The sequence below is a fragment of the Kribbella sancticallisti genome, from assembly GCF_039530625.1.
Lineage (GTDB): Bacteria > Actinomycetota > Actinomycetes > Propionibacteriales > Kribbellaceae > Kribbella > Kribbella sancticallisti.
Genome location: NZ_BAAAOS010000070.1, coordinates 89,441 through 113,314 on the forward strand (window position 1 = coordinate 89,441; position 23,874 = coordinate 113,314).

The 23,874-nt window shown below is 66.6% G+C and carries 23 protein-coding genes; 10 read left to right on the forward strand and 13 right to left on the reverse strand.

Annotation, left to right across the window (positions count from 1 at the left end):
• Nucleotides 1-18: 18 nt before the first annotated feature.
• The gene (locus ABD255_RS42790) at nt 19-891 is read right to left on the reverse strand and encodes an AAA family ATPase (RefSeq protein ID WP_344222616.1); all 873 of its coding nucleotides are present in this window, start codon (nt 889-891) and stop codon (nt 19-21) included.
• A gap of 10 nt (nt 892-901) precedes the next feature.
• Complete coding sequence (locus ABD255_RS42795; protein WP_344222617.1) at nt 902-2,056, reverse strand: DNA glycosylase AlkZ-like family protein; 1,155 nt, start codon at nt 2,054-2,056, stop codon at nt 902-904.
• Between the two features lie 156 nt (nt 2,057-2,212).
• On the opposite strand from ABD255_RS42795, the gene ABD255_RS42800 reads away from it, so the two are divergent.
• From ABD255_RS42800 to ABD255_RS42815, 4 genes are all read left to right on the forward strand, one after another.
• Nucleotides 2,213-3,433: an MFS transporter gene (locus tag ABD255_RS42800; protein WP_344222618.1), complete on the forward strand. Its 1,221-nt coding sequence runs from the start codon at nt 2,213-2,215 to the stop codon at nt 3,431-3,433.
• A gap of 384 nt (nt 3,434-3,817) precedes the next feature.
• Complete coding sequence (locus ABD255_RS42805; RefSeq protein ID WP_344222619.1) at nt 3,818-4,924, forward strand: alpha/beta fold hydrolase; 1,107 nt, start codon at nt 3,818-3,820, stop codon at nt 4,922-4,924.
• A 162-nt stretch (nt 4,925-5,086) separates the two neighbouring features.
• Nucleotides 5,087-5,635, forward strand: coding sequence for a hypothetical protein (locus ABD255_RS42810; RefSeq protein WP_344222620.1), 549 nt, complete (start codon nt 5,087-5,089; stop codon nt 5,633-5,635).
• A gap of 143 nt (nt 5,636-5,778) precedes the next feature.
• Nucleotides 5,779-6,516 carry an RAD23 family protein gene (locus ABD255_RS42815; RefSeq protein ID WP_344222621.1) on the forward strand — a complete coding sequence of 246 codons (738 nt, stop codon included), beginning with the start codon at nt 5,779-5,781 and terminating at the stop codon, nt 6,514-6,516.
• Nucleotides 6,517-6,710: 194 nt separating this feature from the next.
• Here the strand turns inward: ABD255_RS42815 and ABD255_RS42820 are convergent, their stop codons facing one another.
• The gene (locus ABD255_RS42820) at nt 6,711-7,316 is read right to left on the reverse strand and encodes a carboxymuconolactone decarboxylase family protein (protein WP_344222622.1); all 606 of its coding nucleotides are present in this window, start codon (nt 7,314-7,316) and stop codon (nt 6,711-6,713) included.
• Nucleotides 7,317-7,601: 285 nt separating this feature from the next.
• Here ABD255_RS42820 and ABD255_RS42825 point away from each other — a divergent pair, with 285 nt between their 5' ends.
• A complete protein-coding gene (locus tag ABD255_RS42825; RefSeq protein WP_344222660.1) occupies nt 7,602-7,889 on the forward strand; it encodes a winged helix-turn-helix transcriptional regulator in 288 nt (95 codons plus the stop codon).
• A 268-nt stretch (nt 7,890-8,157) separates the two neighbouring features.
• Here the strand turns inward: ABD255_RS42825 and ABD255_RS42830 are convergent, their stop codons facing one another.
• Nucleotides 8,158-9,015 carry a PhzF family phenazine biosynthesis protein gene (locus ABD255_RS42830; protein ID WP_344222623.1) on the reverse strand — a complete coding sequence of 286 codons (858 nt, stop codon included), beginning with the start codon at nt 9,013-9,015 and terminating at the stop codon, nt 8,158-8,160.
• Nucleotides 9,016-9,125: 110 nt separating this feature from the next.
• On the opposite strand from ABD255_RS42830, the gene ABD255_RS42835 reads away from it, so the two are divergent.
• Nucleotides 9,126-9,905 (forward strand): pyrimidine 5'-nucleotidase, encoded by a 780-nt coding sequence (locus tag ABD255_RS42835; RefSeq protein ID WP_344222624.1) that lies wholly within the window; start codon nt 9,126-9,128, stop codon nt 9,903-9,905.
• On the opposite strand, the gene ABD255_RS42840 is transcribed toward ABD255_RS42835, so the two are convergent.
• From ABD255_RS42840 to ABD255_RS42850, 3 genes are read right to left on the reverse strand one after another with little or no spacing between them, the layout of a single operon-like run.
• The gene (locus ABD255_RS42840; RefSeq protein WP_344222625.1) at nt 9,833-10,204 is read right to left on the reverse strand and encodes a DoxX family protein; all 372 of its coding nucleotides are present in this window, start codon (nt 10,202-10,204) and stop codon (nt 9,833-9,835) included. The genes ABD255_RS42835 and ABD255_RS42840 overlap by 73 nt on opposite strands.
• Before the next feature lie 35 nt (nt 10,205-10,239).
• Entirely contained in the window at nt 10,240-10,854 is a 615-nt protein-coding gene (gene wrbA / locus ABD255_RS42845) for an NAD(P)H:quinone oxidoreductase (protein ID WP_344222626.1), read from the reverse strand.
• 25 nt (nt 10,855-10,879) lie between these two features.
• Nucleotides 10,880-12,259 (reverse strand): MFS transporter, encoded by a 1,380-nt coding sequence (locus ABD255_RS42850; protein WP_344222627.1) that lies wholly within the window; start codon nt 12,257-12,259, stop codon nt 10,880-10,882.
• A 141-nt stretch (nt 12,260-12,400) separates the two neighbouring features.
• Between ABD255_RS42850 and ABD255_RS42855 the strand changes: the two genes are divergently transcribed.
• Nucleotides 12,401-13,033, forward strand: coding sequence for a TetR/AcrR family transcriptional regulator (locus ABD255_RS42855; protein ID WP_344222628.1), 633 nt, complete (start codon nt 12,401-12,403; stop codon nt 13,031-13,033).
• A 192-nt stretch (nt 13,034-13,225) separates the two neighbouring features.
• Here ABD255_RS42855 and ABD255_RS42860 read toward each other — a convergent pair whose 3' ends face one another.
• The 4 genes from ABD255_RS42860 to ABD255_RS42875 form a co-directional block, all read right to left on the reverse strand.
• Nucleotides 13,226-14,224 carry an ATP-grasp domain-containing protein gene (locus tag ABD255_RS42860; RefSeq protein ID WP_344222629.1) on the reverse strand — a complete coding sequence of 333 codons (999 nt, stop codon included), beginning with the start codon at nt 14,222-14,224 and terminating at the stop codon, nt 13,226-13,228.
• Entirely contained in the window at nt 14,221-15,402 is a 1,182-nt protein-coding gene (locus ABD255_RS42865) for a peptidase MATCAP family protein (protein WP_344222630.1), read from the reverse strand. Before ABD255_RS42865 ends, ABD255_RS42860 begins: the two co-directional genes overlap by 4 nt.
• A 254-nt stretch (nt 15,403-15,656) precedes the next feature.
• Nucleotides 15,657-16,322: a class I SAM-dependent methyltransferase gene (locus ABD255_RS42870; RefSeq protein WP_344222631.1), complete on the reverse strand. Its 666-nt coding sequence runs from the start codon at nt 16,320-16,322 to the stop codon at nt 15,657-15,659.
• 32 nt (nt 16,323-16,354) lie between these two features.
• Nucleotides 16,355-17,398, reverse strand: a complete 1,044-nt coding sequence (locus tag ABD255_RS42875; RefSeq protein WP_486336056.1) for an alpha/beta fold hydrolase — start codon at nt 17,396-17,398, stop codon at nt 16,355-16,357.
• A gap of 325 nt (nt 17,399-17,723) precedes the next feature.
• Between ABD255_RS42875 and ABD255_RS42880 the strand changes: the two genes are divergently transcribed.
• Nucleotides 17,724-18,914 carry a M20 metallopeptidase family protein gene (locus ABD255_RS42880; RefSeq protein ID WP_344222633.1) on the forward strand — a complete coding sequence of 397 codons (1,191 nt, stop codon included), beginning with the start codon at nt 17,724-17,726 and terminating at the stop codon, nt 18,912-18,914.
• 33 nt (nt 18,915-18,947) lie between these two features.
• Here ABD255_RS42880 and ABD255_RS42885 read toward each other — a convergent pair whose 3' ends face one another.
• The gene (locus tag ABD255_RS42885; protein WP_344222634.1) at nt 18,948-19,907 is read right to left on the reverse strand and encodes an asparaginase; all 960 of its coding nucleotides are present in this window, start codon (nt 19,905-19,907) and stop codon (nt 18,948-18,950) included.
• A complete protein-coding gene (locus ABD255_RS42890) occupies nt 19,904-21,316 on the reverse strand; it encodes a purine-cytosine permease family protein (RefSeq protein WP_344222635.1) in 1,413 nt (470 codons plus the stop codon). The genes ABD255_RS42885 and ABD255_RS42890 overlap by 4 nt, the downstream gene beginning before the upstream one ends.
• Nucleotides 21,317-21,443: 127 nt before the next feature.
• Between ABD255_RS42890 and ABD255_RS42895 the strand changes: the two genes are divergently transcribed.
• Nucleotides 21,444-23,003: a PucR family transcriptional regulator gene (locus ABD255_RS42895; RefSeq protein ID WP_344222636.1), complete on the forward strand. Its 1,560-nt coding sequence runs from the start codon at nt 21,444-21,446 to the stop codon at nt 23,001-23,003.
• Nucleotides 23,004-23,392: 389 nt separating this feature from the next.
• Nucleotides 23,393-23,848, forward strand: coding sequence for a LysR substrate-binding domain-containing protein (locus tag ABD255_RS42900; protein ID WP_344222637.1), 456 nt, complete (start codon nt 23,393-23,395; stop codon nt 23,846-23,848).
• Nucleotides 23,849-23,874: the final 26 nt, after the last annotated feature.

Consider the following 23,874-nt stretch of genomic DNA (forward strand, 5'->3'; position numbering starts at 1 on the left):
TTCGTGGCTTGAAGTCGGTCAGGTGGCTTCGCTCACCTCACGCCTGCGGTCGTCCTGCTCGAGACCGAACCGGAGCAGGACGTTGGTCCCGGTACGGGTGGCCAGGAGCAGCTCGCCCCAGTGGTCGTCGAGTGCTCGTTGCGCGGCAAGCGATCCGTCGAAGCCCGTCGGATATCCGACGTTCGGCATCGAGCCGAAGAAGGTCAGGCCGGTCGAGGTCTCGACCCGGCCCCGCAACTCCGGAAGCTGGTGGTCCTGCAGGACCTGGTTGAGAATGAACCCCGCGACAGGGAGGCCGGCGGCCCGGGCGATGTGGTACGAGCCGACCAGGGCCGGGATGTGACCCTCCTTGCCGGCCTTGGCCACCAGGACCGCCGGGAGCTGCGAGATCCGGGACGCGAAGAAGTTCGCCAGGTCGGCCTCCGGTGCGATGGCGCCGGCTCCGCCCGCCCCTTCCTGAAGGACGACGTCGCCGCGCCGCGCGCACTCACGAAACGCCAACTCGATTGCCTCGACGGCCTGCTTGCGTACGACGTCCGAGACCGCGGAGAAGTCGATCTGGTCCGCACCCGCGATCGGCACCTCGCCGGCCGGTGAGCCGGCGATGTAGATCTCGCCCTCCCCGCCTCCTTCGGAGGGGACCACCGCCACGGGTGAGTTCCACCAGGAGACCGGCTGGTCGGCGGCGTTGCAGTTGTAGAACGCGCCACGCCGCCACAGTTCCGGCTCGGGGCAGGTCGTGTCGGCGAGATTGACCACGCTGACCGGCTTGAAGGCCTGGACCTCCAGTCGCCGCGATCGCAGGATCCGGGCGAAGCCGACGGACAGCCCCGACTTTCCGGAGCCGGCTGCCGCACTCAGGATCGTGAAACCTGACGTTGTCGTGGTCATGGCGCCGGCATCACCTTTCGATGGTGTGGAGTCGGAGAAACCGCTCGGCATTAGCCGTCAGTTCGCGGATGTCGCCGCGCGAGCGTTTGTCGACGCTGCGGACTTGTTCGACCTCGACCTTGCGGCGCGGCCGGTTCCAGGTCCAGATGGCCGCGACCGAGCCGCCGACCAGGACCGATCCGCGGGCTTCACCGATGGAATTGAAAAGGCGGTCGTAGGCGTCGTCGGAGACATATCGCCGACGCGACTCGTGATATCCCTTGAGGCTCGGGTCCTCGTAGGCGGTCAGCACGGTGTGCGTCGGCGGAAGTTCAGCGGTCCGGCGTAGTGCGTCCTCGTCGGAGGCTCGCGCATACATCACAGACTCGTGAGATTCAAGCCGAATCGATGTCAATAGTGGCAAACACACCTGCAAGGCTGTTCGGGCATCGGACATTTTCACCCCGCTCCACCAGACGAAATCGCGAAAGGTGGCGGGACCGTAACATCCGAAGTATCGCAGGATCAAGCGTTGGATCGCCTCGTGATAAGACAGCCCGGGGATGGTCAGGTCGATATCCGGATGGTGATTACTGGCCAGCAGGAAAACCTTCACCTCGTGGTGCATCGAGGCCGACTCGTTGAGGGCGGAGAGGGCGCCGTCCTCCCACAACGACTTGACCGCGAGGACCGCCAGTTGCTTCGCGACCGTGCTGCCACCCCGTACCCGGTGCTCCTTGGGCACCGTCGCGACCAGCGTCCGGTACTCCACCGGACCGGTCGCCAGCACCTCGAGAGCAGCCGCTCGGTACCGGTGCCAGGCCGTGGTCGACAAGCCCTGGCGCCTGAGTTCGGCCAGGTATGCACCGCGGCGCTGGGGAAGCGTCGCGGTGTGCGCGATGAGCGCGTCCTCAGGCGTGAGAATGTGCAACGTGCGCCGCATGCACCTGAGCTTGATGAGGCTTCGCCGGGTCCTCAGGGCAGCCTGCAAATCTTCGGGGAGGAACGTCCGGTCGCGGGCATGCAGACTCACGTACGGAGTCAGCAATCGCGCGGCGTGGAGGCCCATGTGCCGCTCGGCGGCGTCCTCGGAGCCGGCCGCCGGCAGCGACCCGAACCCGTGTCTCGACAGCGTCCACTGACGTTCCTGTCCCGGTGTCAACTGAATGTGACGTGGTGACGGCATACATCACCTATCTGTGCGCTTGGGGTGGATGGGCGGACTTTAGCGCACGTCCGGCGAACCCGCAGAAGGTCAGCGTGTTCTTCGGGCTGACGATCCGCCACGAAGCGCTTAGGGTTGGCGGGCCACCTGATCTCGCACGTTGAGGAGCCCGCGCTCGTGAGAACCGACGATCATGCCGGCGAACGCCGGAACTTCCGGCTGCTGGTGCTTTCGTCGGTACTGGCGAAGCTTGCCGACTACGGATTGCTCCTGGTGGTGCCGTTGGCGGTTCTGCAGCAAACCGGGTCGGTAGCATGGTCGATTGTCGCGATTTCGCTCCGCGGCGTCGCCTACGCGGCTTCTCCGCTGATCGGCGCACTGATAGACCGTTATGACCGACGTACCGTTTATGCCGCGGCAATGGTTTTGCAGTGCCTTTGCGTTGTCGTTGTCGCGGTGTGGACGGATAATGTACTGGTTTTGTCGCTTGCGGTGTTCTTGTCCGGTCTGGGTGGCGTGACGAGTTCCATCTCCGGACAATTCGTCCTGGTTCCGGCGCTGGTACGCAAGGACAATCGGCCGGAGGCGGTGTCGAAACTCGCGTTCGCCGTCGACCTTGCCAAGCTGGCCGGGTTCCTGGTGGGTGGTGTGAGCCTCGGAGCGGCCGGCCAGAAGGTCGCGCTGGCCGTGGTGGCGTCCGGTTACGCGCTCGCCGCCACTGCCGCTTACCTTCTGCCTCGCCTGCCGGTGGAGCGCCGGAAGGCGAGGCTGTGGGCCGATCTGTTCGTCGGCTTCGGTTGGCTGAAGCAACGAGATCTCGCTTTTCTGGTCGGCACCATGGCGCTTTCCAACCTGGCGATCGGCGCGTTGGCCTCGGTGCTCGTGACGTTGCTCGGTGACCGTGACATCGATCCGACGCTGATCTCCGTTGTCCTCGCGGGAAGCCTGTTGGTGGGCGCTCTGGGTTCGAGGCTGGGATCCCGGCTTCCACGACACTGGACGGCACCCACCCGGATCCTGCTCTGCCAACTCCTCTTGGGGGGTGCGTTCTTCGTGCTGGTCGGCGCCCCGTCGATCTGGGTGCAGGTGCTGTGCTTCGGGGTCGTCGAGTTCGCCGCGGGTTTGAGCAACGTCGCTTCCATCACCTTCCGGCAGGACGTGATCCCCGCAGAGGTGGCGGGCCGGGTCAACAGCGTGATCCGGATGTTCATCGCCGGCGCGATCCCACTGTCCGGGATGATTTACGCGACCGGCGAAGGGCTGCACCTTTCCTTCTGGGGACCGGCAGTGGTCCTGGAGATCATGTCGCTGGTTGTCTGGGTGATCTTCGTCCTCCTCAGCAGGCGCTCCACTTCCGCCACGCTCCATCCCGCAGTGCATCACCGCGAAGAGGCCTGACCCCAGAGCCTCGTCAACTGCCGTCGCGCAGGGCCGGCAGGAAGGACTGCTCTGCGCAGGCGACAGACACGTCGTAGTGGCCTTGTTCGAAACCGAAGTTGCCCGCGAGGCCGCAGCAGCCTTCGTCGATGCTCTCGAAGTCGATGCCCAGCCGAGCAAGGAGCCGCCGCTGTCCGCTACGGCCGCCAGGCGGCCCGTGACGGTGACGCTGTCGGCGACTTCCTCGACAGCTTCAGCGCGGAGCCTGGTGCCACCGCCGAAACGGTCGAGGCCATGCTCAAGATCGATCTACCCGGGCCAGGGGTGCGGCCCAGGGAGTCGACTGGCGCGATGTGCTCGGCCGGTGCGCGAAGGTGAGGGAGCATCCAGTCGAAAGGGATCCTCATGAGTTCGTCATCCACCAGCCCGTCCGGACCGGAACCGTCGTCACAGCTCTCCCGATACCCACTCGCGCGTCGCGTCTTGCTCAGTGGAGCGGCTGCTGCCGCGACCGCCGTACCGCTGGGCAGCGGACTGATCCAGCCCGCTGCCGCTGCCGGTGTCCCCACCGCGGCCTCCGGCCGTACGCCCCCCGCTCCGCGAGGTGCCGGCTCGGTCTCCGGGGCTCCGCACCTCCCAGCGGGGTTCCGGGACACGTTCACCAGCCGGTACGTCGACGCCAACGGAATCCGCCAGCATGTGGTCATCGGCGGCGACGGACCGCCGCTGCTGCTCGTACACGGCTGGCCCCAGACCTGGTACGCCTGGCGCCTGATCATGCCGACCCTGGCCAAGCACTTCACGGTGATCGCGGCCGACCAGCGCGGGATCGGGTTGTCGAGCAAACCCGCCGACGGGTACGACTCCGGCACTCTTGCCGACGACCTGGTAGCGCTGATGGACGCGCTCGGCCACCAGCGGTTCGCCCTGTACGGGACCGATGTCGGGTTCCCGATCGCCTACGCCCTGGCCGCGGACCACCGAGAGCGGGTGGCTCGCCTGGTGGTCTCGGAGGCCATCCTGCCGGGCGTGGGTAACCCGTTGCCCCTGCTTGTCGACCCGGGGCGCAACGAGCGGCTCTGGCACATCCAGTTCAACCGGACCGCGGAGGTGAACGAGCGACTCGTCAAGGGACGCGAGGACATCTACTTCGGCAACGAGTTCCATGTCGCGGCCGCGAAGCCACTACCCCGCTACGCGGTCGACTACTACATCCGGATGCTCAGATCCGACCCGCACGCCTTGCGCGGCAGCTTCGGGTGGTACCGCGCCCTCGACGTCACCATTCCGCAGAACGAGCAACGCATGACCAATCGGCTGACCCTGCCAGTCCTGGCAATCGGCGGAGAGTTCAACACCCGTGACGGCATCGGCATCACGATGAAGATGACCGCGGATGACGTACAGACCCTCATCCTGCCCGGTTCCGGCCACTGGGTCGCCGAGGAGTCTCCAACAGAACTGCTGGCCGCCCTTGCTCAGTTTCTCGCCCCGTATCGCCGGGGAGCGTAGCCCGGCTCAACCAGACCTGGCCCCCACGGGTTGTGTCCTTGTCCCAGGATGTCGATTCGAGTCGAACGCCGGCCGGCGCGCGGCACTCTTTGGTGCGATTCGCGGTTACGAGCGCCATCGAGGGGTACCGCGGCGAAAGCGATTTCGACGAAGGAGACTCTGATGGCTCGCAACACGATGGCTCGCTCGATGCACGACGTGGGACTCGCCGCCTGGTTCGGCGGGACCCTGGCGAACGCGGTCGCCCTGAACGCCGCGGCAGCACAGGCCGACAACCCTGGTAAGACAGGCGCCGTGGCCAATGTGGGGTGGGACCGGTGGACGCCGGTCAACGCTGCTGCCATCGGCTCCCACCTGGTCGGGTCCGTCGGCCAGCTTGCGGGAAATGCCCCGCGGGTGGCGGGCCAGCGGGGCGTCGGCTCGATGGTGCTGGTGAAAACGACACTGACGGTGATCGCGCTTGGAGCGACCGCCTACAGCCGTGTACTGGGGAAGAAGGTCTCGGCGCAGACCGACGTACCGGCGGAGTCCGGCACCGAACCCGCACCGACCACGCCGGATGACGTCGCGGCAGCCCAACGCCGGCTGGCAATCCTGCAGTGGGCGGTTCCCGCTGTCACTGGTGCTCTGGTCGTCGTCAGCGCCTTTGCCGGCGAACAGCAACGTGCAAGCGAGGTTCACAAGGGGTTCCTGCACCGCATCCTCGCCTGATCCGACGCCGCATCCACTGAAGGGACGGACCGCAAACCGGGCTCACCCACACGCATGGGGCACGCTGACCCCCGACGGCGTGACCGGGGTAAGGTCTGCTCTCGGCCGGACGAGCGTGTCCGGCGGGGAGGATGGAACAACAGATGATGATGCGTGCTGGCTTCGCCCTGCTCGCCGTGCCACTGCTGGTCAGCTGCGGCGGCTCCGCCGAGCAGAGCGCGCCGCCACCGACGGTGTCGGCGACGGCTTCGGCGACCCCGGCACCGCGAGCATCGGCACCCGACCCGACACCATCACGAGCCGTGTCGCCGCGGCCGACCGCGCCGACCGCGCCGACTGCCACGCCACGGCAGGACGACCTTGCCCGGCTGGTCGTCCCCTCCGCCACCTTCACCCGAACGTCGTCGCGGGACTGGGACCGGCAAAGGGTCGGTCCGTTCGGCGTGGAGCGGTTCGTCAGCAAGCTGTCCGGGACACCCAAAGAGGATCGGCAACTGCTCGCCCGGACCGGATTCGTCCAGGGGTACGTCAGCATCCGCATGTCGTCTGACGACCGACGCCTGGTCGTCTACCTGTACCGGTTCCGTTCTCACGCCGGCGCGACGGCGCTCCAGAAAGGCTTCTGGGGACAGTACGAGCACGGCGACACGTTCACGGTCCGGGGCATCTCGCGCACCTGGACGGACTCAGGACTGAAGAAGGTCTCGTCTCCCACGCGCTACTCGGCAACCGCGAACGTGAACTTCGTAGTCGGCAACCTTCTCGCCCAGGTGACAGTGACCGAGTCCAGCAAGACCATCGACGGCCTCCGCCCCGACACCCGGCTCGCCGCCACCATCGCAAAGCTCCAGCACGACCTCCTCGTCAAGGCCGCCGCCTGATCCCTCACCACAGCGGTACGCCCAGCACGCTGGTAACAGCTACGCCCGTCGGGCGTCCGATTCCGACCGAATCAGAGGCGAGCTCGACGACCGAGACCTAGGGCAGCTGTGACCTACTTCCACAGCATCACGGGCGCCTTGGGTGATCGCAACCGCTATGGATCTCATCTCGCTGCGGTGCTGAAACCTTGGCCTTAGGCGTGGGTTTGAGGAGCGCCGTTATCGACAATGACCGAGGAGAACCGGGCCGCCCACGGTTCGAGTTCGACCCCGGTCGAAACCAGAAGCTGCGAGATCACCCGATACCACCCCACGACCACGATCAACTCCAGGAGTTGGTCGTCTGACCACTGACTGTGCAGTTGCGCCCAGAACTCGTCTGAGACATGGCGTCCGTCATGCAGATCATCCGCCAGGCGTACCAGCAGCCGCTCCCGTGGCGACCACACCGGATCGTCGGCCGCACCTCGTACCGTTGCGGCCAACTGAGCCTCGGTGAGTCCGAGCGGGCGGCCGAACACGACCGCATGGACGCCCCACTCGTACTCGGCGCCGACGAGCGCGGTGACGCGCGCGATCACGATCTCCCGTTCTCGAGGGTCCAGCCGTGGACGCTCCAGCAGCAAGGCACCCAACCGACCCATGCTGCGAGCCAGATCAGGGTGCACCGCCAAGGTGCGGAACAACTGCAGCGGCTCCTTCTCCGGGACCGCAGCCATGGATCTCGCCAACCATGACGCCACGTCGGGCGGGTACGGCGCCGAAAGCGGTTCGATCCGCACCGGTGATCGAATGGTCATGCGCGCTGCACCTCGTTTTCGAGTTCAGGGATGGGGGGCCAGTCGGCAGTCAGTTCGGCAGCGGCGTGCCGGCGCCCGCCCGGCCTGGCATCCTCGGACCACTTCTGATTTCGAAGCAGCCTAGTGCTTCGGGAACAGAAGCACAAGAACCAGCGGCAAGAGGTTGCCCTGGAGGATCCGTTCGTGATTCGCTTTTCGAAGTAGCCACAATGCTTCTATAATCGAAGCATGAGTAGAGTACAACCGGGATCCTCGGTGCGCGGGTCCAAGACGGGCCGGCCAGTGATGGCTGTCCTTGACGTGCTGGGGAGACGATGGGTGCTGCGCATCCTGTGGGAGTTGCGCTCGCCGGCGACGAGCTTTCGTGACCTCCAGTCACGGTGCGGAGGCATGTCCTCAAGTGTGCTCGCGGAACGCCTCACGGATTTGCGGGATATGGGAGTCGTGCACGACCTACCTGAAGAAGGTGGCTACGGCCTCACCGATCAGGGGCATCAACTACTCGAGATCATGTTGCCGCTCGATGATTGGGCCAATCGCTGGGATCGGCGGCAACGAAAAGACAACAAGTGAGCCTGACCACACGGACCGCCGCGAGCGATCGATCGCAGTGCTGATCGGACCGGAGCAGGCTCTCGTCAGAGCAACGACCACCGTCACAACGTTCGGCCACCACCGAAGCATCGCCGGCCTGGCGCCTCGCTGTACCGCACACCCGATCGGAGTAGCCGCTTCGAAACGGACCTCGATGCACGGTCCTGACGACACTTCGGCCGACCGATCTGGTGACCCGCTTCGCGGGCTTGATCCCCAGCGACCCACAAGTCGACCGCGAGTCGGATCAGATGAGGTATGCGGCCCCGATTGTCGCGGTACCACCGACTCGGACCGACAGGCCCTCAGGACCGGGTCGAGTGGTGGCTGTGACGGTGGAGGGCTCCCAGAGCGAATCGCCCATGTCGACGGCCAGTGCGGAGAAGCCCTGGTCTGCGAGATATGCGGCCAGGCAGGCGGTGCTGTTGGCGTTGGCGATGTCTTCGGGGACGCCGATCGAAGGGGCGAACATGCGCGCTGCGGCCCGCCCGTCCGGCGAGGGCGTGCTGTAGACGTAGCAGCCCAGCAGTCCCAGTCGGTCACAAGCTTCTCGAAGGTGGGGCAGGTCAGGTGCCAGTTTCCCCAGCGCCTCCCGATCGGCAACGTGCACCAGCATCCGCGGCCGTCCGACCGAGGCGATTCGACACCGGGCCGACGCGTTCGTACGGTTGAGGCCCAAGGCAAGGAGAATCGCTTCCCCCTCTCCTGTGCCGGGGACGCGCAGGTCGACGGGTCCGGGATCGAAAGCAGCTTCGTACCGACCGTTGCTTCCGGCGGCCCGGCCGAGGAAGGTCCGACCTCCAGACCGCAGACCAGCCTCGTACTCCGGCGTGCGGGCTTGTGCGGCGAGCACCGCGAGCGCGGCCACGGTGCCATGCCCGCAGGCGGGCAGTTCACCGGCCGCGGTGAAGAAGCGCAGCGATACTGCCGGGCGACCGAATCGGTCGCCCTCGGGCGAAATGAACACGACATGCGACGTGCCCGCCGCGATCGGCACCGCCCGACGCTCGGCCTCGGTCAACGATGTCTCATCGACCACCGCGGTAGGACTCCCGCCCCGTCCAGCACGCTGGCAGGCGTGGACGACCGTAACTCGAAGACTCATGGAACCTCACCAGCCTCTCGGGATGAGCACGGCGTTGCCACTCGTCTCGGGTACGCCCCGTCCAGCGGTAGCCATACGAGTGGCAACTGTACGAATCGAGCTGAGCACACATGACCGATCCTGATCTGTCCATCACCGACTACGACACCTGGGTGATGGATCTCGACGACACCCTCTATCCGCCGGACAACGGGCTCGCGGAGCAGATGAAGGCCCACATCCGCGACTACCTCCGCGCGTTCTACGGCACCGACGAGGCCGGCGCACGGCGGATCCAGTCTGATCTGATGGCCAACCACGGCACGATTCTCCGCGGCCTGATGGTCACGCGGAACATCGACCCGGCCGATTTCCTGGCCTTCGAACGACGTATCGACTACTCCGCCCTGAGGTCCGATCCGCCATTGGCCGAGGCGCTCTCGGTGTTGCCCGGCCGGAAGTTGGTCTACACCAACGGATCGGCGTGGCATGCCGAACAAACACTCAGCCGGCTCGGGCTTTCCGAACACTTCGACGGCGTCTTCGACATCCTGGCCGGCGGACTGGTGCCCAAGCCGCACCCGGACAGCTATGCGCGGTTCGTCGAGCGATATGCCATCGACCCCACCCGCGCCATGATGTTCGACGACCGTAGCGCCAACCTCGCCGTCCCATCACAGTTGGGAATGGCAACCGTCCTGGTCAGTGGGCCGGCCGGGTCCCGGCCGGCTCCGTACGAGTTGCTCGGACCAAGGCGATGGCGGACGTGGGACGTGGTCGGACTGCTTCGTTCCTTGACTGGAGAGGCGTTGAGACCTTCCACAACACAGGAAGCAATTCACCGCACGAGTAGCCCGAGTGTCAGCGAGGCGACGGCCAGTACGAGGAAGCCCAGGGCCAGACCGAACTGAGGTGAGTAGTCGCCGGCGAGAACGTGGGTGTAGACGGCGCAGACGAAGAACAGGGTGAGGCCGGCCGCGGCGGCGATCCCGATCACCGGCCCTCCGAGCAGGCCGATCAGGAGGCCGATCGCGCCGGCCGTCTTCAACGTACCGATCGGGAAGCTGAGCCACGACTCCGGGACGCCTGCCTTGCGCATGCCGGGGCGGATGGGTGGGAAGTGGAAGAGGGCGGCGACGCCCGAGAAGGCGTTGGCGGCAACCGCCAGTACGGTGATGCAGAGGTATGCGGTGAACACAAGAACTCCCATTGTCAGGTCTGCTGGGCCGCCCGAGCCCGGCGGGCTCAGGCGGCGCGACCCGCCCGGAGGCGGGCCGCGATCTCGGTCGCGCGCCCAGCCTGGTAGCGGGCGGCTTCGAGGGCGGCCTCGTCAGGAAGGCTGCCTTGGGCAGCGTGGAACGAGGTGCCGTAGGGGTTGCCGACCTGGAACTGGATGGGGTCGGTGTAACCGGGCGGAACCAGAATGCCGCCCCAGTGGTAGAAGATCTGAGCCATCGCGAGCAAGGTGCTCTCATGGCCCCCATGGCGCGTGCCCGCGGCCGTGAACCCGCCGTACACCTTGTCGGCGAGCTTGCCCTGCTGCCAGAGCGGCCCTGTGGTGTCGATGAACTGCTTGAGTTGGCTGGCCATGCTGCCGTACCGGGTGGGCGTTCCGAACAGCACGACGTCGGCCCACTCCAGGTCATCGACGGTGGCCTCGGGGATGGCGGCGGCCTGCTCGCTGTGCGCCTGCCAGGTCGGATTGCCGGCGATCGCCGCGGCTGGTGCGAGTTCGGCGACCCGGCGAAGCCTCGTCGTCGCGCCCGCCTTCGCCGCGCCTTCGATCGCTGCCTGTGCGAGCGCGTGGACGGTGCCGGTAGCGCTGTAGTAGATCACTGCGACCTTGGTCTGGTTCTGCATGGTGGAGTTCCGTCCCTTCAGTGCGTTACGTGGATTGGTTCGGGACCTGCAGGGTCGATGCGTCGCGGCAGAGGCAGAGCAGCGCGAGCACACCCAGTACGACGGCTATGACCATCGCTGTGCGCATGCCGACTGCGGTGTAGCCGGACAGCGCCCACACCGTGGTGGCAAGGCCTGGCCCCAGCGAGAAGCCAAGTTGCCGAGCCATGCTGGTCGTCGCCCCCGTGGTTGCCAGGAGCGCCTGAGGCGCCGACGACATCACCGCTGACTGGTTGGGTCCGCTGAACAACCCCGCACCGGAGCCGATGACCGCCAACCTCCAGGCGAGGTCACCAGCGCCCCACTCGGAGTTCAGCGGAAACGTGGCGAGAAGGCCGATGACGAACAAGGCGATACCCGACAACGCGGTGTGACGTCCGCTCCACGCATCGGCCAGCAATCCACCGACAGGGGCCAGGAGCAACGTTGCCAACGGGAACGCCAGGATCGCGACCCCAGCGGCCGTAGCGGACATCCCCAACGTGTTCTGCAAGTAGAACGGGATCAGGAATACCAGGATCCCGACAGCGGTAGTCTGGCCCACGAGCGCAACGTGAGGTGCTCCCACTCCACGCAACCGCAGCAACCGTCGTACGCTTTGGCTGGCGCGCATGCGTAGCCACAGGTGCAGCAACGGAAGACTCGCAAGAGTGAGCGCCAACCAGCCGAGCCCTCGACTGGCCGAGAGCGCCAAGCCACCCAGCAGCGCGAGCGCCGCCGCACTCAGTACTGCGACCTCGGCGGTCATCGGTCGATCGGGCCGGCGCAGTGGCCCGTCGGCGGGGAGTTGGGCGAGGCCGATGCAGATCACGGCCAGGCCAACGGGAACATTCAGGTAGAACGTCCACGGCCAGCCAAGGTTGTCGACCAGGAATCCACCCAGTACCGGCCCGCTGACGCCACCCAACGGGCCAACAGTCGCCACCACGCTCAGGGCACGGCCCCGCGCCTCAGGTCGTACCGCAACAGCGGCCAAGGCAGGGCCGAGCGCGAACAGGATCGCCCCGAAGAAGCCCTGTGCGATCCGGGCACCGACCAACCAGCCGAGGTTCTGGGCAAGGCCCGCGGCCACGCCGGCGAGTACGAATCCAGCGGTGGAGAAGACCAGGGCGGGCCGCTTGCCTACCCGGTCGAGCCACGGGCCGACCGGCAACGTCACTCCGAGCAGTGGAAGCAGGTACCCGAGGAGCACCCACTCGGCCGCGGCCGGAGACGCGTCGAAGTCGGCCCGGATGCTGGGCAACGCGATACCCACGATGCTCATGTCCAACATCGCCATGAACACCGCGAGCCCCACCGCGAGCACGAGCCACCAGCGATTGTCTTCGGTCCGCAAGCGGACTCCCGCTGTCGTGTCGTCGTCCATGGATCCTCCCGGGTCCTCCGCTAAACTTCACTGCGACTGCACTTTTAAACTACAGCGCCTCTGCAGTAAAGTTCAAGGGAGGAGTGTCGGTTCCACAGTTGCCGCGCTTGAGACGCAGACCTGGAAGGAACGTAGAGCCCCATGAGCACACCGATCCCGGTACCGCGGAACGCACGCAGCCGACGTACTCGGGAGGCTCTGCTCGACGCCGCCCGATCCCTGATCGAGGAGGAGGGGTTCGACGTGATGACCCTCGCCGCGGTCGCCGAGCGGGCCGGCGTCTCACCGCGCGCGCTGTACCTGCACTTCCCTTCGCGATCCGACCTGCTCGCCGCTCTGTACCGGCACCTGGGCGAGGCCGAGGACCTGGCCGCGTCGCTGACGAACGTCTGGGAACAGGAGAACGCTGTCAGCGCACTGGACGAGTGGGCTCACCACATCGCGCGATCACATCCGAGGATCTTGACCATCAGCCGCGTGATCGAGCGGGCGCGCAACGCCGACGAGGATGCGGCTGAGCTCTGGCGGCTCACCATGGCCAACTGGCTGACCAGTTGCCGCCGGCTGGCCAAGTGGCTGGATGAAGAGGACCAACTCGCTGAACCGTGGACCCGAGCGACCGCCGCCGACATGTTGTGGGCCCTGATGTCGTGGGACCTCACCGAACGGCTGACCGTCGACCGGCGCTGGTCCCGCGAATCCTACGGATGGCGCTATGCCACGATGCTGCAGGCGACCTTCGTACGGGACGGTTCCCGTCACTCACCCGCCTGAGTTGTGGACTTCGTGAGGTGCTGACACCCTGCTGACCATCACGGCGTTCAGGTCGGCGGAGCCGCTTGAGCGAGCGCAGCAGGGTGCGGCGACAATCCGCAGGAGCCTCGCCGACTTCGGTGGAACACAATGCTCCGACGATGACGGCCTGCCTGACGCCGGTGGCGACCGCTTCATGGACACCGCGGCGGATCAGGGCTTCGAGCCAGTGCGGCGCTCCAGGGTTTCGATGACGGTTGGGCAGACGTCGATCTCGTAGAGCCTTTCGACGCTCTGCATCCCGCCCGGGCTTTCCGCGTTGATCTCCACCACCTTGTCGCCGATCACATCGATGCCGACGAAGTACATGCCATCGGCCACGAGTTTCTCGGTCATCGCTTCGACGATGCCGAGTTCCACGTCACCGATCTCGAGCGGGACCGAGCGTCCGCCCGCGCTGATGTTGGCCCGCGGGTCGTTGCCCGTGGGCACTCGCCGGAAAGCGGCCGGCTTCCCGTCGCGCTCGAGGATCTGTCCCTCGAGCAGGAAGATCCGGGCATCGCCGTACTCGCCGCCGTCGACGAACTCTTGAACGACCGCGTAGCCGTCCTGCAGTACCGCCTCCGTGATCTGCGCGAGGTTCGCCTCGCCCTCGTCCTCGATCATGAACACGTTCCGGCCCTTGGCTCCGTACAGGGGCTTGACGACGGAGTGGCCGACCTCGCCAACGAATCGCTCGATCGCTCGCGGGTCGCGCGTCACCAGCGATCGCGGGCGGATCTTCTCGGGGAACTCCTCCAGATAGAGCTTGCTCGTTGCGCGGATGAGGGACATCGGGTCGTTCACCACCGTTACGCCCCGAGCCTTGAGCATCTGGCCGAAGACGACACCCAGTGGACTTGCCCACGGTCGTTTCTGCAGATCGTCGATCGATTCGTTTCGCAGGAACAAGGCATCGAGGTCGTCCATGACGAGCCGTTCGGCGTCGCGCTCCTTGATGCGCTCCATGAAGGCCTCGAGCGTGTCGTCCTTCCCGAACTCGGCGGCCTGAGCCCGGGCCACCAACTGCCCATCACTTTCCCCGAGCTCGACATCGCCGACCCCGACGTACCAAACCTCATGCCCTGCCTGTACCGCGGCCCTCGCCAGCCGCGTAGTCGTGTACTCGTCTACCTCGGTAGCTACATCGTTGACGAAGAAGGCAAGCCTCATGCCGACACCTCTCCTTCGTACAGATCCGTGACCGCCAGGCCCGCGCGCAGTCTGTCGAGGCGCTCCTGGGCGCCGGGCACGTCGAGCCAGCGTGGACGGACCCACGGTGCTTCGAGCACCTCGCGGTCGAGCAGGTCCTGGATCAACGGGATGTGGTCCAACGCGAACTTGCCGACAAGGAGCACCTCGAGGCTGCTGCCCTCCGCGAGGGCTTCGAGCAGGCGCGTGATTCCGCGAAGGTAGATCGCGTCCTTCACGTTGCCGCCCCCGACGACGACCCGGATGGCAATGGTCCAAGCGGTTTTCGTCGGGATCCGATGGTCTGCCCGTAATGATTCGAAGATCTCGAGGAAGTCGGCGCCGTCGAGCATCTTGCCGATGGCAACAACCCTCGCCGCGAGCACGCGGAGTCGCCGCGGGTCCAGTCCGCCGGTCAGGTACTCGGCGAGGACGGCAAGGCCCTCCTGGGTCTCGTCGTAGCCGGGCAGTCCGATCGTCAGCAGCGTCAGGGGTTGCCTGGCGCCGTTCTGGTAGGTGACGACATGGGTGCCGACCTCGTGATGCAGCAAGGGCTCGACGCGGTCTGCCCTGAAGACGGCGGTTTCGGGGATGAGCAGCCGCCCGAACGACACCATCAACTCGGAGATGTCGTCGCGCACCGCGATGTGCGCCGGGAAATCCGGATACACGGCACGGTATCGATCGAACTCCGCACGAGCCGCCTCCGCGAACGCCCCGGCCGTAACGGTTCGGGTGCTCGGAGCTTGGGCTGGGATGATCCTCAGCAACTCCTCCGCAGCGGACGCGAGAGGCTGGGCGATCCCTCCGTACAGCTGCAGCGACCCGTACACGAACCGTGAGGTGTCGCGATCCTCCAGGACGGTGATCTGCCTGGCTATCTCGTCCCGCTTCGCCCGCAAGAGTGTGTGCAGCGCAGGGTCGGTGACATTCTCGACCTCGAGGCTGTAGAGGTCACGTCGCACCAGGTCCGGCTCGAACTCCAGCGGTCTGAGCCGGAGCGTGGGGACCGTCCCGAAGTCACACCGTTCGAAGTCCGCCCATGCCTCGGCTGCGTTGACCGGCGTGGTGTTGAGCAGCAGGTTCAAGCTGCGCTCGATCTCAGTGAGGCGGGCGTCGATGTCCAGAGCGGGCGCAAGCTGCTGAGTCGGTGAGGTCACCTCGACAGACGTACCCACCAACCGTTGCAGGCAATCCCGGCTCGGCAGCCGTCCGCCGACGAGCGGCCGGACAACCGCTATCCCAGTGTTCCTAGCCGAGTCACCTACCCATGAGTTACCACAAGCCGTGACACCGCGATCACAGTGATTGGCCGCAAACACCAAAAAACAAAGGAATCCCGAGCGACTCTGCGGTCCGCATCGGCGAGAGGCAGTCCTTGGCGGGACGACCAAGCACCGCCCCAACTGATGGGTCACGCGACGGCGGTGCCGGCGATGTGGGTATTGAACGGCAGGAAGAGCGAGTGGATTCGGTACCGCTCGATTTCCACACTGGAGAAGCCCGCCGACTCGATCGCGCTCGCCAGATCGCGCTCACAGGAGCAGCCTTCGAACGCCCACGCCCACGGCCGGCGCAGCGCACGCTGCATCCACCGCGTTGGCGTGTGTTTCCTCGCCACGACATGCTCGGCGAAGCTGAACCGTCCACCCGGCCGCAGTACGCGCCGCACCTCGGCGAACACCGCGGCCGTGTCCCCCACGGTGCACAGGACGAGGCTGGAGATGATGGCGTCGGCACTCGCGTCCGGCAGGTCGATACGCTCAGCGACGACCTGGCGGATCTCGAGGTCGACTCCTCGCTTGGCCGCCGCACGCCGGAGCCGGGCGTGCATGAACGGGTTCGGCTCGATCGCGATCAGTCGCGCCCCCGTCGGCAGGTAGCGCAGGTTCGCGCCTACACCAGACCCCAACTCGACCACGGTCTGAGGTAGCCCGGCGAACACCGCCCTCTTCCGCTTGTGCATGTGCAGATTGATGTAGCCGCCCATGACCGCGAAGAACACCGAGTTGAACCGACCGCGAAAGGGGTGCGGGTCGAACCCGTCGATCGCATCGCGGTGGACCACCGAACTCGTCATGACGTCATCTTGACGCCACCAGAGGCGCCGAGTCAGCCGTGGAAATACCGCACATCAGCCTGTGGGTACGAGGCGACGTACCACGCCGCTATCTGCGCCCGAGAGCGAAAACCCAGGCGCAACCTGATCCGTTCCACGTGCGACTCGGCCGAACGCTCGGTGAGGACCAACTCCTCGGCGATCTGACGATTCGACAGACCTTGGGCCACGAGCGCCGCGACCTGCACCTGCCGCGGTGTCAGGGTGCGCCGCGCCGTCCGCTGCAGCCTCGGTAGTCCGAGACCGGCGCGAATCTCGTTGACGAGACCCTCCGCATCGCCGGCGAACGGCACGTGCGTCCGTCCCGGCAACACTTTCAGGGTCGCGCCGGCGATCCCGTCCGCCAACCGCTTGCCCTCGGCGAGCGGCGCGGCGCGATCGTCAGCACGGTGGATCACCGTGGTCTGCGCACGAATGCGGCCGAGATCCTCGCTCACGTCGATCTCGTAGCAGGTTGCGAGCAACCGCCGTGCCGTCGCGGAGGACGCTGACTCACGTTGGTAGGTCGAGAAGGTGGCGCGGAAACCGGCGTCGGCGTCGGGCGCGAAGATCTCCGTGAGGACATCAGAAGCGAATCCCCAATGCTGATCGACGAGCCCGAGCACGTGGTGGCGAACAGCCGGCGCCGCCAGCTCATCACCCTGCACCCAGCCGCCGTACAGCACCAGCCGATTGACCGACTCGGGGTGGCGAGCCGCGAATCTCGCCGCGAGCGGTGCTCCCAACGAGGCACCGATCAGATCAAATGCGTCCATGCCAGCCGCCGCGGCGACCGCGCGGATGACCTGCAGTTCGAGTTCGACGAGGTCGGAACGGTCCGTCGCCTCCGACAGCCCGCACCCGGGACGGTCGTAACGGACGAGCGTGCGCCCGCTCGAGAGACCCTCGTAGAACAGGCGCTCCGCGGGTATCGCCCAACCGAGCTCAAGATGGGACACCCACCCCGGCACGTAGAGCGCGAACGGACCCGAGCCGACGACCGCGAACCGGATCGCGGTCCCATCGAGCAGGGTCGCCGTGCCGAGGCGTTGCTCCACGGGCGAGATTGTGGCACAGCGGCCGGCCGACGAAGGTGGCTTCGTGATGGGAGGGTCCGGCGTAGTCATCCGTTCACTGGTTGAACTGAACGCCTGAGGGCTCTTCGGACGCGGGCTGCAGGGCGCGGGAGGTCTTCCGGGGCCGCGGCCAGCACGGGATGGTTGGCGCTGACGACACCGGTGGCTGGACTGTCACATCCGGATTCCAGCTGATCGCCCGTCTCCCTAGCCCGGTCGGCACCAGCAAGTCGATCGCGGTGGGTGGTGGCCCGCTGCTCTGGAGCAGTACATTGCCCGGCACGGCAGGCCTTCGAGGGGAGAACAGATGAACTTCGTCGACGAAGGGGCCGCGATCGCTCCCGGCATCATCGCCTTACGCCGCGTGCTGCACCAGAACCCCGAGCTCGGGCTGGACCTGCCGAAGACTCAGTCGATCGTGCTCGACGAACTGTCTGGGCTGCCGCTGGAGATCACCATCGGCAGGGAGCTGACCTCGATCGTCGGTGTGCTCCGAGGTGAGCATCCCGGGCCGACCGTGCTGCTGCGGGGTGACATGGACGCGCTGCCGGTTGTCGAGAAGACCGACCTGGCATATGCCTCGACGAACGGCAGCATGCATGCCTGCGGCCACGATCTGCACACCGCCGGACTGGTCGGTGCTGCTCGCTTGCTCAGTAACCATCGCGGCGAGCTGCACGGCAACGTCCTGTTCATGTTCCAGCCCGGCGAGGAAGGACTGGGCGGTGCCGGGCGGATGATCAAGGAGGGTCTGCTGCAGGCCGGCGGCGAGAAGCCGGTCGCCGCGTACGCCGTCCACGTCTGGTCCCAGGCAGCCAAGGGCCTGTTCATGACCCGGCCCGGAACGATCATGGCCGGCTCCAACCAGCTCCACATCGTCGTCCGCGGCAAGGGTGGGCACGGCTCAGCGCCACACACCACGGTCGATCCCGTACCGGTCGTCGCCGAGCTCGTACTGGCCCTGCAGACCTATGCCACCCGCAAGGTGAACGTCTTCGATCCGGTGGTGATCACGGTGACGCAACTGGCCGCCGGGATGGCGCTCAACGTCATCCCTGACACCGCGACCCTCGGCGCCTCCGTCCGCACCCTCTCGGACGCGACGTGGGACCAACTGGCCCGGGAGCTGCCGCTACTGGCCCAGGGAATCGCCTCGGCGTACGGCTGCACGGTCGATGTCGACTTCAGCAAGCAGTACCCGGTGACGGTGAACGACGTGGACAGCACTGCCGGGGCGACCAGCGAGCTCGCGAAGCTGTTCGGCGCCGAGCGGTCCCTGCCACTGGAGAATCCGCTGATGGGCTCGGAAGACTTCTCGCTGGTACTGAAGGAAGTGCCAGGGACCTTCATCATGCTGGGTGCACGGCCCGATGACGTCGGCGAAGACGGACCGTCCAACCATTCGAGCGAGGTTCGCTTCGATGACGCAGTACTCGGTGATCAGGCCGCCGCGCTGGCTCAGCTGGCCGCGAGCAAATTGACCGCCGCTGCCCGGTAGACAGATGGGCTTTGGAAGTACGTACATCCCCCGTCAGGCGAGGTGGGCGTGCAGCTGGGACAGTGCGGACGCGGACAGGGCGGTCAACAGGAGAAGGCGGGCCTTCGAGGCGGGAAGGGCGCCGGCCATGAGCGCGCCGGTACGGACGAGGTCGACGCCCCCGCCCGCGCCGTAGATGGCCGCGGTCGGGCCACCGGTGCAGCGGCTGGTGACAAGGACCGGGAGACCGGCCGCGGTGGTGGCTCGGACCTCGTCCAGGAGCCCGGGCGTGGGGTTGCCGGCGCCGAGGGCCTCGAGAACGACCCCGCGAGCCCCGGCCGCACGGCAGGCAGCCAGCTGGACTCCGTCGGCGTCGACGTACGAAGTGATGATGTCGACGCGCGGCAGTGGTGTGCGGAGTCCGGCGAGGTGAAAGCCGGGTGGCCTGATCGGCGTCGACCAGAAACGCACGATCCCGCGCCGTACCTCGCCGACCGGGCCGCCGCTGAACGAACCGAACGCGTCCGGGGCGAGCGTGTGGACCTTGATCACCTGGCGTGCAGCGTGGATCCGGCCGTCCATCACGACCAGTGGACCGAGCCCGCGCGCCGCCGGTGAAGAAGCAACCAGTACCGCGTCGGCGACGTTTCTCGGGCCGTCCGAATCCACCTCGCCCGCGTGCCTCTGCGCTCCCGTCAAGACCACCGGCACCTGCTGCTCTTCCGGAGTCAGCAGGTCCAGCAGATAGGCGGTCTCCTCGAGTGTGTCCGTGCCGTGCGTGACGACGAGGCCGTCGTGACGGGTGGCCTCGGCCAGAATCTGGGTGACGAGTTGCAGGAGGTCAGGCAGCGAAAGGGCGAAGCTGTGACGGCGCATCAGTTCCCGGACGGTGACGGGCTCCGGGAGGTCGGCAATGCCGGCCAGGGCGAGACCGCCGACGCTGACGCTGACCGAGCCGTCTCCCCTGGGCGTTGAGGCGATGGTTCCACCCGTGGTGAGGATGCGGATGGTCAACGGTTCTCCAGACTGCGCGCTGCCACCGGCAGAGAACTGCTGCGCCGTCCCACCAGATAGTAGAGACCACCGGCCACCACTGATCCCGACAGCCACGAGAAGTCCGTGTTGTTCGCCGCGACTGCCAACGGCCCCTGCATGGCAGACACCAGCCCGTACTGCCAGGACCACCCGGCGACCAGTCCGAGGAACAGACTCACCAGTGCCCCCTTGTTCCACAGCCCGTACGGCGACGTAGCGGCGTACAGGCTCGGAACATCGAGGTGTCCGCGGCGGAGGATGAGGTAGTCGACGCCGACGATCGCCGCCCAGGGGCTGATCCACACCAGGATCGACACCATCCAGTTGTCGAAGGCATGCGCGAAGCTGTCCGCCTGGACGAAGACCAGCAGCACGCCTGAGGCCACCAGGCCGGCCGCCAGCGTCACCTTCCAGCGAGCGACCCTGATCCCGATGGAGAGGACGGCGAGCGAGCACGAGTAGAGGTTCAGGATGTTCGTGGCGACCGGACCGTGCATGATCAGCAGGAGCACCGGCAGAGCCATGACGCCGAAGGTGCTGATCACCAGCGCGGACGGATCACTCCCGGTGCCCGCGCTGGCGAGACAGGCGCCGAGTGCGGCCAGCCAGACGGTTGGCACGTACACCCCGAGCGCGGAACTCCAGAAGACCGACTTGCTGGACGCCTCGCGCCGGACGAAACGGCTGTAGTCGGCCGAGTAGGGCAGCCAACTGAGACCCCAGCCGACACCGATCGCGGTCATCAACTGGGTGACAGCGGTGAGCTTGTCACCCGGATTGACAGCTGTCGCGGCAGTCCAGTGGAGTTCCGCCTGGCCGAGCGCCAGCACGGTCATCACAGCCATCACCAGGACGGTCAGCGGCACGGTGTACTTCTCAAAGCTGCGGATGGCGTAGAAGCCGTAGAGTGCCAGACCCAACTGGGCCGCCATGATGAGCGCCGCGACCAGGTACTCGAGTGCAAGCCCACCATGCAGACCGAGCTTGGCGAGGATGGCCATCACCAGGTCGAGCACGACCCACGTGTTCACTCCCACCCAGGCCATGGTCAGCACGCACTGGACGATGCCGGGGATGATGGCGCCCCGGCGACCGAACGGCGCCCGGCCGAGCACCATCTGATTGACGGCGGTGCGGTGGCCGATCACGTTGAACAGGCCGAAGACCGCGCAGCCGACCAGGTTCCCGGCCGCGATCACGATCAGGGTCTCCAGCAGGCTGAGTCCCAGGGTGATGCCGAGCGCGCCCAGCACCCAGTTGATCGGTGCGAGGTTCGCGCCGGCCCAGATCCAGAACTGCTCCCTTGGCGTGGAGTCCCGTCCAGACGGCGGGATCGGCTCCACACCGTGGGCATCGAAAGGTACTGCCTCGGTTTCGGCGCTGCTCATGACGACTCCAGGGGCTTGTGGCCTGCGACACACGGCCAAGGTGATGGCTTAGGAAACCAGGCGGGCCTTTCCGAGGTCAGTGGATAAATCTCTAGTGAAATCGCAGAGGCATGGATATGTTCACATCATGCTCAGTCTTGCCGCACTCCTGCAGGATTCCTCTCTGGAGCTCGAGCTGCTCGTGGCCGGCCCCACGGGGGAACTTTCGCGCGAGGCGCTCTGGGTGCACAACACCGAACTGCCCGACCCCTCGCCGTACGTGCGAGAGGGCGAGATCGTGCTCACGAACGGGCTGTGGCTGCACGAGACGACCCCGGCCGACTTCACCCGGAACGTACGCCGGGCCGGTGCCGTCGGCATCATCTTCGGCCTCCGGGAGCAGACGTCAGAAACCCCGCCGGACCTGATCGACGCGTGTGAGCAGTTGGGCCTGCCGCTGCTGGAGATCTCCGTCGAGGTGCCCTTTACGGCGGTCACCCAGGCGGCTTCGGCGATGCATGCGGATCAGCGCCGAGATGCTCTGGTCGGCATGGTGAGACGTGGTGACGCCCTGGCCGCGGCGATCTCGCACGGCGCCGGCGCGTCCGGAGTACTGGCGGTGCTGAAGAGAGAGCACGATCTGCCGCTGGTGGTCGTCGACCGGATGGCTCGTTCGCTGGCGTCGGCGGGAGCGGAGCTGTCGCAGGAGCAAAGACGCCGGGTCGCCGAGGGACTGGCTCGGCATCCACCGCCCCTGGAGGTCGACCTGGGCGGTGAGGAGGGTCGGGCCACGCTGTTCCTGGTCGGCGCGGTGGGAGATACCGATGCCGCGCTCCTCTGCCTGAAGCCCGTCTCCGAACTGACTCGCCAGGAGCAGGAGGCACTGGAACAGTCGGCGCGGTTCCTGAGCCTGGAAGTGGCGAAGCAGCAGGCCGTACTGGCGATCGAGCTGCGATTCGCCCATGAACTGCTCGACATGATCCTGTCGGGAACACAACGCGCAGCGGAAATACCGGACCGGCTCCGGGCTTTCGGAGTCGACCCGACCGGTGAGCTCGTCTTGCTGACAACAGCCTTCGCGGACGGTGACGAGTCGACGCTGCCGGGATTGTCCGACGCGGTGGCGGGCTTCTTCCTGGACCAGAGCCTCGCGGTGGTGGTAGCCGCGGGAAGCCAGGACGTTGTGGCCGTACTGCAACGGCCCCGCCAACAGCACCACGAGCTCGCGGAGGCGCTGCTACGAGCGATAGCGAAGCGGTTCCCCGGCCGACGTGCGGTAGTCGGCCTGGGGGAACCCGCAGCGACAGCACAAGCGCTACGGCAGCCGCTGATCCAGTCACGTGAGGCATGTCAGGTGCTCAGGCGTCGACAGGGTCAGACTGTGGCGTCCTTCAAGGACCTGGGGACTCACCGGCTCCTCTTGGGCCTCCAAGACACCGAGACCCTGCGCAGCTTCGCCGATGGCGTGTTGCAGCCGCTTCGCGAGTACGACCGTCGCCGCGATGCCGAACTGGAGCCCACCCTGCGGGCCTTCCTCCAGTACGACGGCCAGTACGCCGCCACTGCGTCCGCGCTCTACGTTCACGTGAACACGTTGCGCAACAGGCTCGCCAAGATCACCGAACTCACCGGACGCGACACTGGCCGCACCGAAGACCGAGTGGACCTTTACCTGGCCCTTGAAGCCGACGGGCTGGCTCAGGGATAGACAGCAGGTAGCGACACCGGCCGCACTGGCAGGGACGCGTCAGCCCCAGCCCATACTGCGATGTCGCGGCACCGGGCGAAGCTGACATCACCGCACGATCCAGGTCCCACGGAGCCGCGCCGGTGAGCCCGCCCGCACGGTCTGGACCGACCCGACGCCGGGGACCAGGGAGACTACCTCGGTCACCGGAGACGAACCCTGTCGGTCACTGCGGTGTTCTCGATGAGTGGCGCTCCCGCCGCGCAGGCCAGTGACGTTCCACCCCCGATCTCAGGCGCTTGATGTCTGACGCCCGGTCTTCGAGTTTGCCCGTACTCCGCAAGTCGTTGCCAAGAGCACCAAATGCGCGGTCTTGCCGTCGCCAGGCCGAACCCTAGGACGACCTCGCGTTGAGCTACGACTACAACCTGGCACCCGCGTCGCACGACCCCGCGCTGTCGGTGACTCCGCTGTGGCAGGGCAGGTGGAGCCTCGCGGTGCCTTCTCGATCTGGGCGTACGACGGGTACCTCGGCCGACGTGCTTGGAGCCTTCGCCGACCGCGACTGGATCGTGAACTCCCGCAACACCGGAGACGAGCAGGTCGTCCGTACTCTCGCAGCCCTGGCCGGCTTCGAGCCCCGCATCACCCAGCGCGCGGACAGCCTCTCCCTCGTCCAGGACATGATTCTCGCCGGCCTCGGCGTCGCCCTTTTACCGGGCAGCTACCCCAAGACCACCGGCATCTCCCTGCGCCGCCTCCCTGACCCCGAGCCCCGCTTGCGAGCCCACGCCCTGACCCGCCGCGGCCGCCCCACCTGGCCACCCCTGCGCCTGCTCCTCACCCTCCTGAGTTCCCGACGTTGACCGGCAGGACTGATCACGGTGCGGTT

What these genes read in the sequence shown, in the direction of transcription:
- ABD255_RS42820 (WP_344222622.1), bottom strand. Translation starts at nt 7,316, where the DNA reads ATGACCATTCGATCACCGGTGCGGATCGAACCGCTTTCGGCGCCGTAC.
- ABD255_RS42860 (WP_344222629.1), bottom strand. Translation starts at nt 14,224, where the DNA reads ATGAGGCTTGCCTTCTTCGTCAACGATGTAGCTACCGAGGTAGACGAG.
- ABD255_RS42795 (WP_344222617.1), bottom strand. Translation starts at nt 2,056, where the DNA reads ATGCCGTCACCACGTCACATTCAGTTGACACCGGGACAGGAACGTCAG.
- ABD255_RS42880 (WP_344222633.1), top strand. Translation starts at nt 17,724, where the DNA reads ATGAACTTCGTCGACGAAGGGGCCGCGATCGCTCCCGGCATCATCGCC.
- ABD255_RS42815 (WP_344222621.1), top strand. Translation starts at nt 5,779, where the DNA reads ATGATGATGCGTGCTGGCTTCGCCCTGCTCGCCGTGCCACTGCTGGTC.
- wrbA (WP_344222626.1), bottom strand. Translation starts at nt 10,854, where the DNA reads ATGCAGAACCAGACCAAGGTCGCAGTGATCTACTACAGCGCTACCGGC.
- ABD255_RS42840 (WP_344222625.1), bottom strand. Translation starts at nt 10,204, where the DNA reads ATGGGAGTTCTTGTGTTCACCGCATACCTCTGCATCACCGTACTGGCG.
- ABD255_RS42830 (WP_344222623.1), bottom strand. Translation starts at nt 9,015, where the DNA reads ATGAGTCTTCGAGTTACGGTCGTCCACGCCTGCCAGCGTGCTGGACGG.
- ABD255_RS42790 (WP_344222616.1), bottom strand. Translation starts at nt 891, where the DNA reads ATGACCACGACAACGTCAGGTTTCACGATCCTGAGTGCGGCAGCCGGC.
- ABD255_RS42835 (WP_344222624.1), top strand. Translation starts at nt 9,126, where the DNA reads ATGACCGATCCTGATCTGTCCATCACCGACTACGACACCTGGGTGATG.
- ABD255_RS42810 (WP_344222620.1), top strand. Translation starts at nt 5,087, where the DNA reads ATGGCTCGCAACACGATGGCTCGCTCGATGCACGACGTGGGACTCGCC.
- ABD255_RS42890 (WP_344222635.1), bottom strand. Translation starts at nt 21,316, where the DNA reads ATGAGCAGCGCCGAAACCGAGGCAGTACCTTTCGATGCCCACGGTGTG.
- ABD255_RS42895 (WP_344222636.1), top strand. Translation starts at nt 21,444, where the DNA reads ATGCTCAGTCTTGCCGCACTCCTGCAGGATTCCTCTCTGGAGCTCGAG.
- ABD255_RS42850 (WP_344222627.1), bottom strand. Translation starts at nt 12,259, where the DNA reads ATGGACGACGACACGACAGCGGGAGTCCGCTTGCGGACCGAAGACAAT.
- ABD255_RS42825 (WP_344222660.1), top strand. Translation starts at nt 7,602, where the DNA reads ATGGCTGTCCTTGACGTGCTGGGGAGACGATGGGTGCTGCGCATCCTG.
- ABD255_RS42805 (WP_344222619.1), top strand. Translation starts at nt 3,818, where the DNA reads ATGAGTTCGTCATCCACCAGCCCGTCCGGACCGGAACCGTCGTCACAG.
- ABD255_RS42870 (WP_344222631.1), bottom strand. Translation starts at nt 16,322, where the DNA reads ATGACGAGTTCGGTGGTCCACCGCGATGCGATCGACGGGTTCGACCCG.
- ABD255_RS42855 (WP_344222628.1), top strand. Translation starts at nt 12,401, where the DNA reads ATGAGCACACCGATCCCGGTACCGCGGAACGCACGCAGCCGACGTACT.